15 protein-coding genes and 1 pseudogene are annotated in these 19,158 nt (G+C 37.9%); 3 read left to right on the plus strand and 13 right to left on the minus strand.

Translation table 11 applies throughout. From position 1 onward, the window contains the following. The first annotated feature begins 350 nt into the window (after window positions 1-350). From ACG9ZL_RS17065 to ACG9ZL_RS17075, 3 genes are all read left to right on the plus strand, one after another. Window positions 351-1,271, plus strand: coding sequence for a LysR family transcriptional regulator (locus ACG9ZL_RS17065; RefSeq protein WP_419360887.1), 921 nt, complete (start codon window positions 351-353; stop codon window positions 1,269-1,271). A gap of 56 nt (window positions 1,272-1,327) precedes the next feature. After that, the gene (locus ACG9ZL_RS17070; RefSeq protein ID WP_419360888.1) at window positions 1,328-1,648 is read left to right on the plus strand and encodes a hypothetical protein; all 321 of its coding nucleotides are present in this window, start codon (window positions 1,328-1,330) and stop codon (window positions 1,646-1,648) included. A 140-nt stretch (window positions 1,649-1,788) separates the two neighbouring features. Beyond that, window positions 1,789-2,664: a LysR family transcriptional regulator gene (locus ACG9ZL_RS17075; protein WP_419360890.1), complete on the plus strand. Its 876-nt coding sequence runs from the start codon at window positions 1,789-1,791 to the stop codon at window positions 2,662-2,664. Between the two features lie 138 nt (window positions 2,665-2,802). Here the strand turns inward: ACG9ZL_RS17075 and ACG9ZL_RS17080 are convergent, their stop codons facing one another. The 13 genes and pseudogenes from ACG9ZL_RS17080 to pcaK form a co-directional block, all read right to left on the minus strand. Next, window positions 2,803-3,960: a fimbrial protein gene (locus ACG9ZL_RS17080; protein WP_419360891.1), complete on the minus strand. Its 1,158-nt coding sequence runs from the start codon at window positions 3,958-3,960 to the stop codon at window positions 2,803-2,805. 3 nt (window positions 3,961-3,963) lie between these two features. After that, the gene (locus ACG9ZL_RS17085) at window positions 3,964-6,543 is read right to left on the minus strand and encodes a fimbria/pilus outer membrane usher protein (protein ID WP_419360893.1); all 2,580 of its coding nucleotides are present in this window, start codon (window positions 6,541-6,543) and stop codon (window positions 3,964-3,966) included. 120 nt (window positions 6,544-6,663) lie between these two features. Then, window positions 6,664-7,374, minus strand: coding sequence for a fimbrial biogenesis chaperone (locus tag ACG9ZL_RS17090; protein WP_336953949.1), 711 nt, complete (start codon window positions 7,372-7,374; stop codon window positions 6,664-6,666). Window positions 7,375-7,405: 31 nt separating this feature from the next. Then, window positions 7,406-8,017 carry a fimbrial protein gene (locus ACG9ZL_RS17095; RefSeq protein WP_419360894.1) on the minus strand — a complete coding sequence of 204 codons (612 nt, stop codon included), beginning with the start codon at window positions 8,015-8,017 and terminating at the stop codon, window positions 7,406-7,408. Between the two features lie 875 nt (window positions 8,018-8,892). Continuing rightward, window positions 8,893-9,143, minus strand: a pseudogene (locus ACG9ZL_RS17100) (transposase); the annotation flags it as partial. A 417-nt stretch (window positions 9,144-9,560) separates the two neighbouring features. Continuing rightward, window positions 9,561-11,984: a glucose/quinate/shikimate family membrane-bound PQQ-dependent dehydrogenase gene (locus ACG9ZL_RS17105; protein WP_336953951.1), complete on the minus strand. Its 2,424-nt coding sequence runs from the start codon at window positions 11,982-11,984 to the stop codon at window positions 9,561-9,563. A 16-nt stretch (window positions 11,985-12,000) separates the two neighbouring features. Further along, window positions 12,001-13,326, minus strand: coding sequence for a carbohydrate porin (locus ACG9ZL_RS17110; protein ID WP_336953952.1), 1,326 nt, complete (start codon window positions 13,324-13,326; stop codon window positions 12,001-12,003). A 17-nt stretch (window positions 13,327-13,343) separates the two neighbouring features. Then, window positions 13,344-14,804: a right-handed parallel beta-helix repeat-containing protein gene (locus ACG9ZL_RS17115; RefSeq protein WP_419328174.1), complete on the minus strand. Its 1,461-nt coding sequence runs from the start codon at window positions 14,802-14,804 to the stop codon at window positions 13,344-13,346. A gap of 20 nt (window positions 14,805-14,824) precedes the next feature. Continuing rightward, window positions 14,825-15,664, minus strand: a complete 840-nt coding sequence (gene aroD / locus ACG9ZL_RS17120) for a type I 3-dehydroquinate dehydratase (RefSeq protein ID WP_419328175.1) — start codon at window positions 15,662-15,664, stop codon at window positions 14,825-14,827. A gap of 282 nt (window positions 15,665-15,946) precedes the next feature. Next, window positions 15,947-16,576 carry a protocatechuate 3,4-dioxygenase subunit alpha gene (pcaG, locus tag ACG9ZL_RS17125; protein ID WP_336953954.1) on the minus strand — a complete coding sequence of 210 codons (630 nt, stop codon included), beginning with the start codon at window positions 16,574-16,576 and terminating at the stop codon, window positions 15,947-15,949. A 12-nt stretch (window positions 16,577-16,588) separates the two neighbouring features. Then, window positions 16,589-17,314, minus strand: a complete 726-nt coding sequence (pcaH, locus tag ACG9ZL_RS17130) for a protocatechuate 3,4-dioxygenase subunit beta (RefSeq protein ID WP_004722139.1) — start codon at window positions 17,312-17,314, stop codon at window positions 16,589-16,591. Window positions 17,315-17,324: 10 nt separating this feature from the next. Further along, a complete protein-coding gene (gene pcaC, locus ACG9ZL_RS17135; RefSeq protein WP_336953955.1) occupies window positions 17,325-17,738 on the minus strand; it encodes a 4-carboxymuconolactone decarboxylase in 414 nt (137 codons plus the stop codon). 43 nt (window positions 17,739-17,781) lie between these two features. Continuing rightward, complete coding sequence (gene pcaK, locus ACG9ZL_RS17140; protein WP_419360895.1) at window positions 17,782-19,134, minus strand: 4-hydroxybenzoate transporter PcaK; 1,353 nt, start codon at window positions 19,132-19,134, stop codon at window positions 17,782-17,784. Between the last annotated feature and the right edge of the window lie 24 nt (window positions 19,135-19,158).

Consider the following 19,158-nt stretch of genomic DNA (forward strand, 5'->3'; position numbering starts at 1 on the left):
CTTCAAAGTTAAGATGATGGTATGACAATTTTATATACTCCATAAACCCTTTAAATTAATTAGGTGGTTTATGTCGCACTTCAAGTTTTACTCTGCCCTCACTTACAATTCAAAAAATATGAAAAATTTATTCGCATAATATAAAATTTAAAATTTCTTAAAAAAATTATAATTTTAGTAAATGTTTTGGATTAGATTTATCAAAAAATTATCCATTACTTTTTATCACAACTACACATGATTAATTATCAAATTATTTTTATTGCTAAGTATATCTTCACTATATATTATTTAAGATCGGTCTTAGTGATCACAATCAAGCTTATTTAATTTAAATATGAGAAACTTTTATGCTAAAAAAAAGAATTTCCTTAAATTCTTTTAAGTTTTTTTATTATGCAGCAATTTACGAAAGTTTAACAATTGCTTCAAAAAAGTTGAATGTTACTCATGGTGCAGTCAGTCGTCAAATTAAGAATTTAGAAGATAATTTAAATACGGTGCTTTTTATACGCAAAGGGAAAAAGATTGAAATCACCAATGAAGGTTTATTATTACTTAACTGTTGCCAAAATATTTTTCATGAAATAGATAAATGCCTCATCAAACTAAACAATAGAGATACAGAATTAAATGATCTGGTTATTTCATGTGAATCCACGCTGTGTATGAAGTGGCTAATCCCTCGTTTAAAAAGCTTCAATAATCTAGATAAATCATTTAAAATCAAAATTATAACCAGTAACAAATTATACGATTTAAATACTACTGATATCACAATTTGTCGAGATGATTTTCATTGGAAAGAACATATTTATAGCATTAAATTGGTCAATGAAATAATGTTCTTTATTCAAAATCCTAATCATATTGGAGATAATTTATTAATTTCTTCATCAAGACCAAAGTTTTGGGGAAGTTTGCTAAAAATGAATCAAATTAAAGATAGAATAAATCATCTCAAATATAAAGAACTTGACCATTTTTATTTATGTATCGAAGCATGCTTATCTGGTTTAGGAGTAACTTTTGCTTCCGGCTTTATGATCGAAAATGAATTAAAGCATAATAAACTTCAACCTATTATTGCACCATTTTATGATAATTCATCTTATTATCTTCTATCTTCCTCTCCATTTGAAGAAGATTATCGAAAAATTGTATTTAAAAATTGGCTCATTGAGGAATTACATAAAACTCAACAATACTTGGAAAAATATATTCATTCTTATGACTTTAATAATGTTATAGAACATTCCAAAAAAAAATAATGAAAATTTATTTTTCTCATTTCAAATCAAGCACAATATACTAAAAAAGGAACCAAATGTTTAAACCAGAAATATCATTTAAAACAAGAAAATGGACCTGCAAACACTGCGGTTTATTAAAAAACATATCAAAGTTGCAAATCAAAGCCGGAACAGAAGTCTTTTTCAATATTAGGTTTTTCAACAAGAATTTTGATAATACATTAAAAACAATAAGTGGAACTACTTTAGACCGACAGAATAATTTTCTCACTATTATAGACAAAAAAAATCAAGATATCTATTTTATTGATCAAGCTGAAGTTCAATTAAAATATTTACCTGCACTATTTTTATATAACATGTATGGAAAATGTGTATGTTATAGCAAAAATTGAGTTAATTTTATTTTACTTTCTTAACACGCAAATATATTGATAATTATCACACAAAGTAATAATATGAATTAGTTTATGTAATAAAGAATTAATATCTATTTACAACCTTCAATTCAATATGGTTTACCAGGGTTTTTAGTATGATAGAGAGGTTATCACTTAATTCACTAAAGTTTTTTTATTATGTTGCTATCGAAGGAAGTGTCACGATCGCTGCTGAACGATTGTATGTGACACAAAGTGCTGTAAGTCGACAAATTAAAAATTTAGAAGAGTTGTTAAATATTACTTTATTTGAAAGAAAAAATAAGTCTTTGATTCTTACCGCTGAAGGCAAGGTTTTGTTAGATTGCTGTCAAAATGTATTTAATCAACTCGACAATTGTATTATCGGTATTCGCCAACAAAAATATAAAAACAACAACTTAACAGTGTCTTGTGAGGCAACGATTTCAATGAAATGGTTAATTCCAAGAATGATGAAATTTAATGAGTTAGACCTTGGTTTTGGCATCACACTTTTAACTGGTGGTGGTCACTTAGATTTTCAAAATCAAAATATAGACCTTGCCATACGAAGAAATGATTTTGTATGGGCAAATCATCTTTTTAGCGAGAAAATTGCAGATGAATTTATGTTTTTAGTAAATTCCAACCAACAGAACGCCTCTAATTTAATCTTAAGTACCTCAAGACCAAAATTTAAAAACTATTTATTCAAAGCACATCCTGAAATTTCAAAGCTTAATACGATTGAGCTGGACCATTTCTACTTATGTATCGAAGCCTGTTTATCTGGCTTGGGGCAAACTATCGTATCGGGTTTTATGGTTGAACATGAACTGGAACATGATTTTATTCAAGTCGAAAAATATCTAGATTTAGATGATTCAGCATACTACCTACTCTCCTCCACACCGATTGAAGAAGATCATCGAAAAATTGTTTTTAGAGATTGGTTAATTAAAGAAATGCAATGCACCCAACAAAACTTGTTTAATAGATTTAGCTTTTAAAATGGCAAGCAATCTAAATATATATAATATTTTAAATAAATCAGTTTTAAATTAATTTTCCTCTGGAATATCAAAACCTAATATTGAAATATGATTTTCAATATTAAGCCCAATACTTTTTTATTACATAAGTTTAAATTATTTGTAATCTATAAATACTGTCGCTTGGGCTTGTACTAGACCTGGTGTCGCTATGCTTGCTGAACGGAAATATCTCGCTTTTAGCGCTTTGGTAAAAGTGGTCGAAGTAGAGCCTGTGGGTACTATGTAAAAAGAACTTTGGCTACCAATCGCCATTGGTGTGTCAGTCGCATCTCGTAATTGCACATCCACATTACTGCGGTTTGCTAAAGCAGGATGGTTTTTTAAAATACCCTTATTATTTATATTATTTGGTGTATAGCTATCTGTAATCATTGCCAATAATATTTTATTAGGCATTGTAGTCGTACAGTTTATGCTGACATTAAAATTCTTTTCATTGGCAGTTTGATTACTGCTTAATATGCTGGTGGGTACAGTCGCTAAATTTACGATTTGATTCGACATTGTACAAGTCGGGAGTGTAAAGCTCATCCTTAGGTTTACATATACTTCTGTTGTTCCTGTTTTAGGGACCCCACTTGGCTTGATTGTTGATCCATTATAATCATCAAACTTATAGCTGATTGTACCCAAATGAATTTGAACTATAGCATTACTCAAAGCATCAATCACTGCAGCAGAAGGTTTATAAGTCGAAAGTAATTTAAAATTGAATATTGAGGATCTTACAGCAGCAATCGCTGTTCCAGCATTTGTTGATCCTCTAAAATAAGATTCACCTGCAATTGTCACAGGTGTACCTAAACCAGTATTGGGTAAAATATTATAATCAGTATTCATAGATAATATATTTTGAATCATTGGAGGGCTATGATTACCATCATGCAAATTAAAAGAAATTTTTAAATTATTCATTAACCAAATCTTGGCTGCTGCTAAAGCTGTAGGATCTGTAATTGAACCTATAATTTTAATATCGGGTCCAACTGAAAAAGGACTGTTGCCCACCAAATCTGTCCTGCCTGTTATAGCAGCAAATGTAGAACGTACCGCCACAGATGGAGTGCAACTCAGTAACATAGATTCCGAATCTAAACTATTAATGGCCTGATCATAAGGAAAATTACTAATTGTCCCAACCACTCGATTAAAAGTCACTGAACTAGATGTGTTACAGTCCGCAATAGTCGCAAGTACAGACTGTGATAATGTAAATAATAATGGAACAGAGAACCAAAAAAGCTTATTCATAATTTATTTACACTCCACATCAACAATATTGAAGTTCACTGTGGTTTTTTGTTCGAGTTGCTGTTTAGAAATCGGTGCAATCTGACAACTTTCATTTTCACTGCTACCCCAGATCACACGACTGATATTCATTAATGGCTGTTCTTTGTTAACAATCACTTGATTGCCTGCCCCAAGAATTCCAATTGTATTATTCTCGCTATCTTTAAACTGACTGCCCATTGGCAAATCTTGCCGCTGCGTTGAATGGATACGCAATAGTAAATTACTGGATTTGTTGGCTTTAAATTCAACCAACTGCGAACTGTATTTACGCGGAATTACATCGCTCTGATTGGATTCCAATGTCACGTTTGTAGGTAAATTCTTCGGATCCAAAGTAATGGTATTTTTGCTATAGGCGGAGTTAAATGGGTAGATAGCGTTACCAAAGCGATCGACTTTTACGCCCCATGCATTTTCCACATTGGCACCCTTGCCATTTTTAGCATGGATGATGGTGTATGTTTCTGGCAAGCTGTTAACAGGGGTTAAGCCATAACGATGTCCAACCACTGCACCCAGTGTTGACAATGAGTACTGTATGCTATGTGAATCAGACGAGATCGTTGAACCAACATTCATCATAGGCAAGAGGTAACTAATATTGCCATTATAACGGGTATTGTTCTGTGCATCGGAAACACCTAAACCAAATGTAATCTCATTATTGGCACCTGCTATACCAGACAATCTTGCATTTGAAGTGACTTGATCATTTTCGTTACGCTGTACACTAGAACTTGCATACATCTTCTGTTTACGCCATTCCAGTGGAATCGAGATAGAAAAAAAAGCGGTGGTGCTGCGTTCATGCTCACGATTAGTGTAATCGGTACGGCTTAAGCCAATATTGTAGCTGGCTTTTTTCCAATTATTACCATAACTTAGGTTATATTGGTAATAATCCTGGTTATCATCCCAATAGGTGTTTCTACGCGCACTCAGGTTTATATTTCCCCACCGAGTATCCGCTAAGGATTTAGAAATACTGATGCCGATATTTTCTTTTAAATTATAGTTATATAAAAAGTTATCATATTCACTTTCAGTTAGTATAGTTCGATTACGCTGATAGAGGTGTGAAGAAATACTCATGTAATCACGATTATATTTGGCATAATCTGCATATAAATATAAACTTTGAGGAATCCACGCATAACGATAATTTAAGGCATATTTCGTCCCTTGGTAACTTTTACCAAATAGCTCTGAGTTTGTATGCTCAATGATCGTAGTCACACCACCAATAGGGATATTTAATGCCAACATCCCCAAGCCGCTGGCATAGCCATTACTGATATTTAAACCAGCACCGAGGGTCAAACTATTAGTCAAACCATAATTAAAACTACCTTGGAATAATTTATCATCGGTGATTTCTGTTCGAGTACGATAACGACCACCCGCAACGCTGTAGTTATAACGTCCTTGGCGAACTAAGTCTTGATTACTTTGCAGAGACACAATAAATGTCCTCTTTTCTCCTCCTGTTTCGGTGATTTCAACAGTTAAATCACCGTTTGCAGCATTGAGATCATTAATCTTAAATGCGCCACGTGGGACTGTACGCTCATAAATTTTCTGTGCATTTTGAAATATCCTCACCACCGCATTGGTGTAGGCGAAGTTTTCAATCACAGGTGCATACTGACGATAAGCCCATGGCAACATGTCTTGTTCAGAGCTGATTTGAGCACCGACGATCGGCAAGTTATCCAGACGATACGTCATGGTATTAAATTGCCCCACACTCAAACGTGAGTTTATTGGAGTAATATCGCGGTAGAGAATATTTTGATCTGAATGGTATTGGCCCAAACCTGAGTTTTTTGACTCAAAAGCACCTGAGTGACGATAAAACCAACCCGCTAAATTTAAACCGCCATTTAAGCCTAAATATTTACTTTCTTGATCTTCATCACGATTGTAGTTAAACGCATAGCCAATAAAACCAGAGTTAACACCATTATTAAATAATTTAGGATTGATATAACCTTCTGGACGTTCCTCACGTAAAGCCTGAGGAATAGATAAAGCCAGTTTTAATTCTGCAAGATTAAAATCTTTGTAGGCATCGGCATCCAATGTTTTCATGGTCAAACAGGGTTTATTCGGCAACGTTGCACGGAAGTTATCTTTTAAATCCAAACGATCAAGCAAGTCTGGTGATAAACATAATACTGCCGATTTCTGTCCTTCCAAGTGATCAAAATGCACATTTACAGTGTCCAAAGATTCACCATTTACTGACAAATGAACCAAATACTGACCAGGCGCTACAAAGTTTCGAGAGGTGAAACCACTTAAATCTACATTGGTTTGCTCACCAAACAATGAGGCTGCATTAAACGTAGTAAAGTCATTATTACTAGCCGTTAATTCATTATAGTTCTGAGCAATAAGCTGACTATTATCTTGGGTAATTAAATGACCATCTGTATTTGTATCAGCATGAGAAAATTGCACGTCTTCCGCTGAAGTCTGAACAGTAACAGTTGACATCAACATTAAAAAAAGTTCAGACTTTTTAAAATTCAGCATAGTAATAACCTGCTCATCATTACTGTTTTATTGCTAGCGCCCTATAAAAAAGGCAACAGAACTTCAAAGCTATTTTTCAAATTCTTAGTGAAATTATTAAAAATTGTCTTAATAATAAATTTATTGGATTGTTGTTTCGTATGTTTGTAATGTACCTAAATCATTAAGCACCTCGTAAACGATTTTTTTAGTTGAGGTATCCAGTTTAAAATCTTTCAGAATTACATGAGTAAAAGGTGCCAACATAATGGCTTGGTCTGCTGAGCTAAATGCCTGGTTTTTACCACTTTCAATTTGAACCACGGTCAGATAATAAGGTGTTGGATTATTCATACTTACGTTTTGAGCACCTTGATCATATTTAAACTGCACGCTTTGCTGTGCCAAAAATGCTGTCATGGCTAACTCACTAGGTCGGTAAAATAGTTTTATCCGCGTTCTTACTGTAAAAGATAAATAGTTTTTATCTTTCAGTGCTGGATCATCTGGTGGAATATCCATCATATTGAACCAAAAAATAGATTCACGATCCTGCGGTAATTTTTTAATATCCAAAGGAATAACTCGAATAATCTGACCTTTTCGTGCTTCAACTCGAGTCAATGGCGGATTTAGAATAAAAGGAACTTCACTTGCCTTGGGAATCTTTTCTGAATCCCCTGTATCTATCCACACTTGTACAAGTGATGGAGTGTCAAAGGCATTTCGGAGCTGGACATTTACACTTTTGGATTCAGCTGGGAAAATGATGCGAGTACCATCTATTGAGACACCGGCATAAGCAAATGACATCATCAAGTAAATGAATCCAGCAATTTTTAGGTAACGCATTATTTCCCCCTCTAGCAAACAGATTCAAAAATTAATTGTATTGCAACGTATAGTTGACAACTGCAGTCACGTTTTGTCCACTTACAGTTCCTGTCTTGCTCGCATACTGTGCTTTGTAAAGCATGGTGGCGGTACCACTACCATCCGCTGCAAGCCCTGTAATTGCACTTTTAGCTTGGACACCCCAAGGCTCAGAAAGATTAACAGCAATATCTGCATCTGTTAAAATTTGGATATAAACTGGATTTGCTATAGAAGCACCACCTTCTGTTGCTTTATTCACTAATAAAGTTTTATCAGTGGTGTCTAAGTCAGCTGTAGAAATTGGACTCAGGTATAAACCTTTTAGTGCTTTATTTGTTGATGCGTCGCAATTACCTGTACCTGCAGCATTTTTTAACTGTAGGCTAAAGTTTTTTTTCGCTGCAGTCATATTGGCCGCAGTAAAGGTTGACTTAAGTACAGTGTCTAAGGTCAAAACTAAATTTTGACTGCCGTTTACTCCAGATCCAGAGCCCGCTAATGTACAAGTTTCATCAGTTATCATACCGTTAATTGTAATTGTTCCGTCTGCTGCAAAAACACTTGAACATGCTAAACTTAAAGCTAGAGTGCCTAATGCTGGCAATGTTAACTTCTTCATTCAATAAACCTCTTCAACTTTTTAAAAAAATGATAAGACGGTTTTATTATGTCGTGCATATCACGCTTAAAATCGATAGCCACAAAAAATAATACCCCCTACAAAACCACTTTCAATTTATTTTAATCTTCACCTTACACTTATAAATAAAGAACAGTTTAAAATAAAAAAACATCCTAGCAAAAATAAATAAATATCACAATATCTATTATTTCAATTACTTATCACGCAAATAAAAATTAAGAATCATGATTATTTTATTTATTTACCTTAAATAATTCATAAAACAAAACAATATAAATCAAATAATTTTTCACAATTAAAAATGCTATTTTTATTATATAAAAAGACAAACACAGATATTCTAAAATTTATCCTTAAACCAAATATAACAATATCACCCACCTCAATAACACTCAAAACATATGATTAAGCCAAATCACCCAAGATACATTTAAATTAAAAATCAAAATTTATTAATAAAATTCACTCATACTTTCCATTTATTTTAAGTTAAATATTGCTGAATTTTAATAAAAATCCTTCATTAAAATTAATTATCACAGATAAAAAAGACTAATTAAATCGCTATACATTATTATAATTTTCTCGAATTCCTTATAAATTTATGCTTCTAATGATTACTTATTTTAAAAATAAGCTTGGTATTCACTTATTTTTTATGAGCATTTAATGATCAAATGCTCTTTTTTAATGAAAAAAATCTCATTCATATTAAAAATAAGACTTAAATACAGAAATAAACGCTGTTTGAAATACTAGAAACTATTTTTTTCAAGAATAAAGTATAGAAGTTGCAGTTCTTTGGCTTTGTAATACAGAAATTTTTTCAATGTTGTTGAGCAATCTCATCAGCAAAGAAGAATGAGACTTTGAACAAAGCCGTGACCATACCTAAAGACAGACGGAATAAGGATTTCATCATTAAACAACATTAGATCGCTATATCTGAATAGGTTTGATTTCGACCTTGTTTGCCTTGCGGTTGTTCATACCACTGAGTATTGGGATCAAACCAAATGGCAATATTGCCACGATTAATGAGAGCTTGGTTGTATGAAGACCAATTAAGAGTACGGTAAATTTTAGGGCGAGGCTTATTCATTTGAAAATTATAGTGTGGAATCAGCCTTTAGAGATAGGATTGCGCAACAAAGCCTATTGAGTGATCAAAGTTTTCTTTATAGTGTATATTAAATTTTTTTTACAAGAAAATCAGAATTTATTTAAAAAATAAGCGTTATTCGAAATTCGTGAAAATCAAATATTGAAGTTGTATTCTCGGTTTAATTCACTCAGATATCGAGCTTTTTGATGATGTTGTGTAGATAACTCTATTTACTTTATCGACAGAGGAAATTGCTAAACTCGGTGTCTGTTGCTTCCAACGATGCTTAAGTCAAAAATTATTATTATTTCGATGAGTATACAAATGTATGTCTAAGCTCTTTAAATTTTAAACCCATAAAAAACTGCAACCGTTGAACGATTGCAGTTTTGTTTTTTAACGTTTTACTGCAGCTTATTTCAAACTATAAGCAATCACATAGTCACCATGATCAGGAGATTGCCGAGCACCGCCGGCAGTGATCATCACATATTGTGTGCCTGTTTTTGGTGAAACATAGCTAATAGGTGTTCCTTGGCTACCGACTGGTAAGCGTGATTTCCACAACTCTTGACCTGACGATGAATCCAGCGCGCGTAAGTAGTAATCTTGCGTTGCGGCAAAGAACACTAAGCCACCTTGTGTTGCCATTGGGCCCCCAATCGTTGGCATACCAATTGGTACCTTTAAGCCCATTTTTATGCCCATTGGTCCAGTATCTTCAACCGTTCCCATTGGAACTTGCCAAGCAATCTGGCGCGTTTTCATATCGATGGCGGTCATAGTACCGTATGGTGGTTTTTGACATGGAATATTTAACTTAGACCAAAAACGATCTTTATTGACTTTATACGGCGTACCTTTCATTGGTACAGCGCCCATGCCTGTATTGACTTTCTCGCCACCACTTGCCTGAATTGCTAAATCTTCAGGTGTCTGCTCAATCAACTGAATCCATAAACCTAAACGCATGTCGTTGACGAACATGTATTGATGACTTGGATCAAAGGCGATACTGCCCCAGTTCATGCCACCTAAAGAGCCTGGGAAGCTTAAAGATTTGTCTTTACCTGGTGCTGTATATAAGCCTTCATAACGCATGGTTTTAAATCCAATACGGCACATTAGTTGGTCAAATGGTGTAGCCCCCCACATATCCGATTCAGTCAAAGTTTGATTACCAATTTGTGGCATTTCAACTGAACGTGGTTGCGTCGGGCTATATTGTTCACCGGGAATATCGGCAGCCTTCACTGACTGTTCGATCACTTTGGTTAAAGGTTTACCTGTTAAGCGATCCAATACAAAGAATTGTCCAGATTTGGTTCCAATCACCACGGCTGGTTGATTAGTCCCATTTTTCGCAGGGAAATCAACCAAACTTGGTTGCATTGGTAAATCAAAATCCCATAAGTCATTATGAACGGTTTGATAAACCCACTTTTCTTTACCTGTGGTTGCATCTAAAGCCAATACAGATGAATTGTATTTATGATCCAAAGGTTGACGATTGCCCCCCCAAACATCCACTGAAGAGCTCCCCATTGGTAAAAATACCGTGTTCATCTTAGGGTCATATGACATTGCAGCCCAAGAGTTTGCTGAACTGCGTTTATAGGTTTCACCTTCTTTTAACACATAGTTTGGATCAGGATTACGTGGATCAAATGCCCAGCGCAATTGACCTGTGATCACATCATAAGCACGAATCACCCCACCTGGCATATCTGCGGCAAGGTTATCTGCAATACGACTACCAACCACAATCACTGTGCCCGCAATAGTCGGAGCGGAGGTCACTTCAAAACGTGGCGCGGTGGTTCCTTCACCCAAACCTTTAAGTAAATCAACCGTCCCATCAACACCAAAATCTTTACAACGTTCACCTGTGTCTGCATTGACCGCAATTAAGCGTCCATCAGGTGTGTTGGTATAAACACGGCGTAAGCAAGCGGTATTGTTTGCCACAGCTTGGACAGGTGTTGCACCCGCCAAAGTCGGTTGACTTAAAGGTTGAGTTGAATCGAAGTAGGCAACCCCACGACATCGTTCCCATGCATCTGATTTCGAGTTGACCTCTGCTTTCCACAGTTGTTTACCCGAATCTGCATCTAAAGCAAAAATATTGTTATGTGGCGTACATAAGAAAATCTTATTACCCACCTGTAACGGGGTCATTTGATCTTCTGCCCCATTACCTGAGCCTGTGGTAAAATCACCAGTACGAAAACGCCACGCTTCTTTTAATTGATGAACATTGTCGCGGGTGATTTGGTCGAGTGCGGCAAAACGACTGCCCCCAGCATCCTGACCATAGTGTTGCCAATTGCTTTGTTTCATATCGGTTTTAACAGGAACTAATGGCAATTCTTGACCTGATGCCGCCACCGTTGGATGCGGTTGGAACATTTGATAAAGTCCAATCAACATACCAAGAACCGTAACTACCCCTAAGCCATACGCAGGTAAGCTTGCACTCGGTTGAAACTGGTAGCGACGAATTGCGGGTAGGCTAAACATCAATGCAGCAAAGAGACCTGCTGGAAACATTAGTCTCGAAAATAAAGGCCAAAACTCCCAACCCGCATCTAGCAATGACCAAATGATGGTTCCCACAAAAACTAAGCTAAATAGCCAGACTCCCAGTGTTTTTTTCTTAAAAATAAAAATGGCTGATGCAAGCGTCAACACACCAGAAATCACGAAATACCATGATCCTCCGAGTGTCACTAATTTTGCACCGCCAACGGTAAAGAATAGCCCTGTCAGTAGCAAAGCCAAACCTAATATAAAACACCATATTTTTAATACGGTATGAGAGCTTGTAGACTTAGTCATAGGTCATACTCCTAGATTAGAAATTCACACGCATGCTCAAACCTGCAACCCATGCATCATCCACTTCTTTTACACCCGCAGGCTGATGGATATATTGTAGGTTCGGTCGTAACATGACCGCAGGTGACCATTGGTAGGTGTAGTTCAATTCAACATTGAGTTCATCACGTTGAACGGGCACATAATCTGCCGCAAACATGTCGTATTGGTCATAGCCACGGCTACTATTGGTTTCAATTTGGCGATTTTTATAACGATCATTGACTATATAGTTTGCTACACCAAATCCGATTGAATCATTTGGACGACTGTCAAAAGGCCCTTTATACCAAAGTGCAAGTTGTTGCGTACTTTGTACTGCGGTGGTGGCTTTATCATTAACAACGGCGTTAAAGCTTAGGAACAAACCACGTTTTGGATCCTGCCCTTTTTGGCTGAGTTGTTGTTGTGCATTAATCCAAAAACTATGTTTGCTATCATGTACCTTTCCAGCGATCGCGATATCATTGGCTTCAGCGGTCGAGTAAAGTGCACCAACTTTATACTCGCCTGCTAAACCATCAAATGCTGCTAGTTTTGGTCTCCATGCCAGTTCTACTGGAATAATGGCACCTTTGACATTATTCATATCCAAGTTAAAACCATCATTTTTGCCAGTTTTAATATTGTCAGGATTCACCTCATAAACACCAACACCCAATGTCCACTCAGGTGCGAATTGGTATTTGACATTGGTTCCCCATAAGCCTACGGGTGAGTTGTACCAAATTGAGCCAATGGATTTGCCAAGTTGCCCACCACAAAGTAATAAGTTTTGGAACTCACATTGTGAACCATTAAAGTCATCTGACATGCCCATACGTCCAACCTTGAATTGAACGGTATTGTCAGCAAAACCTTTTTTTACCCATGCTTGGGTTAAACGCCAAATTTTGCCGCGTCCATAAATTTCTTGTGAATTGCCTAAAGCGCTAGAACGAGGGTCTTTGATACGCTCCAAAGTTAAAGCGTTACCGTCACGTTTGGTAATTAAAATATTGGCGGTGGTGTCTTTCCAGCCTGCAATTTTATTTAAATCAAAGTTTACGCCTAAAGCCAGTTGTGCTGCGTTTTCAAAGCTGTTGTCATCGTTATAGCCACCATCTAAATTGGTCGCAGCTTGACTCATGATCGAAGCGGTAAATTTATAACCATCTTTTTCCAGTTGTTGGCGTTGTCCATTCCAATCGCCCAATAACCATTGGCGATCTTGTGACCAGCCTTGCTCAGCAAAACTGCTCTGAGCCGTACAAACTGCAACTACCAAGCAACTAAGTTTAAGAGATAAAGAATTTGTACTCATATTAAGCATCCTTACTTTTATTTAAGTTTTAGCGCTGAGCTAAGTTCAGATGTTGCACCTAAACGATCTGTGATACTGGCGGTGATCGATGCAACTTTCACTGTCGGTTTCCAAGTAACGGTTGCTGTGCCTTGAGCATTGGTTGCAACAGTGCTTGAGCCTAAATAAAACTCGGCTTCATGTGCGCTTGCTTGTGAGTTTCCAAAAAATTCAACTTGGTAACGTTGGTTCGGTTGTCCTTTTACCTCTACCGCAATTTGACCTTTTGCTAAGGTCAATTTAGGTGCTTGAATATTTTGATTCGGTTGGGCATTACAGCCTTGTTCATTGGGTTGCTGGCAGGTCTTTTGTAAGTTTGCTGGGTCAATTTTCACGCCATGCCCCCGTGAACCGACAAAGTGCGCATGTTCTAATCCCGGAATATCAAAAATGATTGCACCTAAACGTTGATTGGGCACACAGCTCCCACCCGCTTCACAGCGTTTGATGTCTTTGCCATTATTCCAAATTTGGTTTTTGGTTAATGTGATACGCGCATTGGCATCTTTTTCTGAACGAATGGCAACCCCAACACGATTGCCATGGACTTTATTGCTGTCAAAAATATTGCCATCACCCGTGAGGTTAAAGCCGTTGGAATTATTGGTCAGTTCGTTATAGGCAATATAATTGCGTTTGCCCCAGTTGATCTGTAAGCCATCTGAATAGTTTTCAAACTTGTTGCCAATCACTGCATTGTCATTGCCCCATAGAATTTCAATGCCTTGTGATGGCTCTGGGTTTGCAGTGGTTGAAATAAAGTGGTTATTGGCAACCAAGTTAAATGCCGCACCACGAGTTAATTCAAGTCCATCACCATTGTCTTGGAAATAGTTATTTAACACTTTGTTGTTATTGGTGGTGGTCGCAGTCGGATTACCTTTACCATCATCCCCTGTCAACATCACCCCTGCACCGCCATAGTTGTGCATAATACGGTTATTTTGGATCAGGTTATTGCTGGCACGGTTCATCAATATCCCAATACAAAAACGACGAATCTCTAGTCCTTGAATGCTCACCCCGTTGATGTCACGTAACACAATACCCGGTAAAGTTGTGGTACGAACATTGGTTCCGAACTGCCCTTCGACAGCACCCGGACAAGCTTCTACGCCTGTACCTTTAATATAATTTGAGCCATCAATCGCAATAAACTCACCTGTTTTTGCCCATTGTGTACCCATGATTTTTACAGGTGCTTTAATTTCTGGCAGTGGACTGTTGACCTTAATCACATACGGTGCTTGCCCAACTGCTTGAATCAAAATCTCACTAGCTTCACTCGGTTTGCTGTTGGCTTGTTCAATCGCCCAACGTAATGAGCCTTTTTCTGTATCATCTTGATAGCGATCTACTACATAGCTTTCTGCCATTGTTAAACTAGAAACCGCTAAGCCAAGTGCCAATGTGGTTAAACGTAACGAAATCATTTTCATGTCTAAAAAATCCTTTTAAATTATGGTGTAGGTTGAACTACTTTTAATAACTGTTTAAGTTGGGTCACATCAATTTGGCCAGGCGCAGAAGCTTCACCGATCATGCCAAAACTAAAGCTGCCCCCCATATTGGCGGTAGCAATGCGAGAAACCGTTCCGAGTTTACCCATCGACATCGTCAGCAATGGTTTTTTAGATTGTTGACTGACTTTTAAGGTTGCATTCATTAAGGTAAATACATCTTGTTTGCTTTGTGGCATTACTGCGATTTTAAGAATATCTGCACCAAGCTGATCTTGTTTAAGCAAACGTTGCACGATCTCAGCTTCTGGAGGTGTTTGTTTAAAATCATGATTGGACATCACAATCAATACTTTTTGTTGATGGGCCAATTGAACAGTGCTTTTTACCACTTGCTGATCTCGAAACATTTCAACATCCAGCATGTCCATAAAGGGCTGGCGTAAGTAGGCTTGATAGGTTTTGCCATAATCCGCATCACTTATGGTCAACTGCCCTCCTTCATTATGAGTACGAATGGTCGCAATCATGGGCTTAGAACCCAGAATCTGTTTAAGGTCATGACCCAATGCAATCACTTGTTTGGTGTCATTGGCAAAGTTGAGGAGATCTATGCGGAACTCAGCCAAATCGGCATCTGGATTATTGGCAATGATTTTTGCTTGTGCTAAGGCCTGCTCTTTGGTTTTTGCTGTAATCGGGACAATGGTTTTTACTGGGAGTTTTGCCAGTTCTGCAAGTTCAACTGGGCTTTGTGAAACAGGTTGCGCCTGTGTCATTTGAAAGGTAAATATGGAGCTAAGTGCAAGCGTCAATGCTGCAAGTTTTTGTAGTTTCATTTTTTCATCTTCCTTAATAGATTTGTTTTGGTTTTTTGGAGTCTTACCAAGTTTCCATTTAATGACAGGATAAACCTTCGGTTCGACCTCCTTTTCTTTCGGAAAAAGGAGAAGTGAAGCTTCGCAAGAAAACCATCTTGCGGAGCCTTACCCCTCACCGCAAAACCTGTTCAATCCTTTTAACTATCCTGTTTATCGCAGATAACAATATCTTGTTGATCCTACGAAGGTTACGGATAATGTTTCCAAGTATCTAATTTGATCCTAAATTTTTTAGGCGCGTTAAATATCAAAAAATACGGTTTCGTCTTCACCTTGAATGCGAATATCAAAGCGATACACGATTTCACCATCTTCTTCACTGCGTTTTGCAATCAGAGTTTGGCGGCGGACTGCCCACTCAATGCTGTTCAGTACCGCATCATTGGCATTGGCTTCAACTTCATCGTCAAAATAAATACGGGTATTCAAACCAATGTTTATCCCACGGGCAAATAACACGACTGCAATATGCGGTGCTTGAGTCGTACCTTTACGCCCTGCCACAGCACCCGGTTTAATGGTGTCAAAACTCCAAAAACCTGTTTCAAAATTTGCGCCTGTACGTCCCCAGCCCTGAAAATGCGCATCCGCTGTTTTGCCTTGGGTATCTGCCCGACTTGGATAAACCCCATTGGCATCGGCTTGCCAGATTTCCAATAAGACATCTCGTAATGGTAAACCCAGCCCATCAAACACTTGACCTTCAATACGGATACGTTGGCCTTGGGTATGTTCCTTCACCAACTGGTTATCGAAGCTATGTTCAAACACTTCAATATTGGCTTGTTGTGGCAATAAACCAATATGCACATAAGGACCACCTGTTTGTGATGGGGTTTCCTTAATTTCCTGAAAATTCCATGCATTCATTGTGTGAGTTCCTCAAGTCAAATCATTTTCAAAATAAGTCGCACGACGACCACGCAGATGAATATCAAAGCGGTAACAACGACTATCTGATTCAATGAAATTGTTTTTATCTTCTAATGCGATCAAGGCACGACGCTGATCTTCAGATGGAATGGTTTTTAAAATCGGACAAGTATCTATCAGGGTATCGCCCTCAAAATAGAACTGTGAAATTAAACGTTGTGCCCAACCATCTGCTATTAATGAAAAATGGATATGTGCGGGACGCCATTCATTGATTCGGTTACGCCACGGATATGGACCCGGTTTAATGGTACGAAAAATATAAAAACCATTTTCATCGGTTAAGGTACGACCACAGCCACCAAAGTTAGGATCCATTGCGCCAATAAATTTATCATTTGGATGGCGATAACGACCCGATGCGTTGGCTTGCCAAACTTCCAATAAGGCATTTTTCACAGGGCGACCAAACTGGTCACGCACATAACCATGCACAATAATTCGCTCACCGACAGGGAGCCCTTCTTTGGCATAGTTCAAAATCAAATCATTGTCTTTTGCACCAAAAATTTCAGGTGAAAAATGCGGTGAAGTTACTTCAGTTAATGTTTCATTAATCGAGATCAATGCATTTTTTGGCGAGCGTAATACACTGGTTTTATAGCCAGGTGTATATGCTGGCGGGTGATCTTCTGTATTTCGTTGCGGATACGCACCCAATGTATGACTTAACATGCCTATCTCCTTAATCCTGTTGTTGTGCAGCGACAGGTTGCACTTCTATTCCGAGTTCTTTAAAAACATCTTCAGCCATGTGCATTGCAGCATTTGCGGCTGGCAGTCCTGCATACAATGAGCTGTGTAAAATGAGTTCTTTGAGTTCGTCCTTGGTAACACCATTGTTAAAGCAAGCACGGAGATGCATTCTGAGTTCATCTTCTCGTCCCAATGCCAACAGAATAGCAATGGTGACTAAACTGCGGGTATGACGTGGTAAACCTTCACGTGACCACACCTCCCCCCAAGCAAAACGGCTAATAAAGTTTTGAAAATCTTGGTTAAAGTCATTCAAATTTTCTAAAGAACGACCGACATGTTTTTCACCCAATACTTCGGTGCGAACCTTTAGCCCTTGTTGGTAACGTTGTTCATCATTCATTGAAATTGTCCCCCTTTGTGATCTTATTTCTGATCTGAGAAAGTTAGGTTGCATCGGTATGCGCCACTAAGGATTTAACAAAAATTGCCACAGTCGCAGCGGTTGCAGGAATCATCAATAAGCTTAAGATCGCGGTAAAAGACCAATCATTGCCCAACAAAACAGCACCAATCCAAGCCCCAAACACTGCGCCAAAACGACCAATCCCTGTCATCCATGCCACACCAGTTGCACGACATTGAGTAGGGTAAAAACGGGCACTCAACGCTGGCATTGCAGACTGTGCCCCATTGATTGCCACACCCGCACATAACACCAGAATTGCCAATAAGGTTGGGTTACTGAGACTTTGACCTACGGCAACAGCAAATAAGCCTGCAATAAAATAGAATGCTGAGATAATGCGGTTAGGGTTAAAACGATCCATTGCCCAACCAATAAATAACGCACTCAATACACCACCAAACTGGAACAGACCGCCGATAAATGCTGCGCGTTCCATGGTTGCGCCCGTTTCACGCATCAAGGTTGGTAACCAACTGGTCAGTAGATAAATCACGACCAAGCCCATAAAGTAGGTTGACCATAACAATACGGTGCCTTTGGCAAATTTTTGAGAAAACAACATGCCAAATACATTTTTCTTTTGTGCTACAGCAGACTGTTCATCTGGGATATAAAAACTGTCAGCAAGCTGTACTTTTTCAGGAGCAATATGACTTAGGATTTTGCGAACTTTTACAGCATCTCGCCCCTTAACAATCAAGAAGCGATATGACTCAGGTAACAGCACAATCACCAATACCATTAGGATTAAAGGTGAAATACCGCCTAGCAAGAATAAGCTGTGCCAACCAAAGGTAGGAATTAGCCAACTACTGACAAAACCACCTGTTGCCATACCTAAGTTATAGCCACAAAACATACAGGTCACGAGCAGTGAACGAACACGGTTCGGACAGTATTCGGAAAACAATGTGGTGGCATTTGGCATTGCTGCGCCTAGACCAATACCCGTTAAAAAGCGCAGTACAACCAAACTGTCTAAGTTTGGGGCATATGCGGATGCCAAGGTAAAGCCACCAAAGATCAACATTGAAATGGTTAATACAATCTTGCGTCCAAAACGATCCGCAGTAGGTCCTGAAACCAACGCACCAATGATCATTCCACCCAGTGCTGCACTCATCACAGGTCCAAGTTGAGAGCGATCAATCCCCCAATCTTGTGCTAAAGCAGGGGCAATAAAACCCATTGCAGCAGTATCGATTCCATCAACAAATACAATGAGAAAACAAATAATTGCAATCATCCATTGATACTTGCTGATTGGTGCATCATTAATGAGTGCCTGAGCATCCATACTATTTTTTGGGGCAGCAAATTCCTGTGCCATAGTTGCCTCCTTGTAGGCGAATTC

It is taken from the genome of Acinetobacter legionensis (assembly GCF_048551735.1).
GTDB lineage: Bacteria > Pseudomonadota > Gammaproteobacteria > Pseudomonadales > Moraxellaceae > Acinetobacter.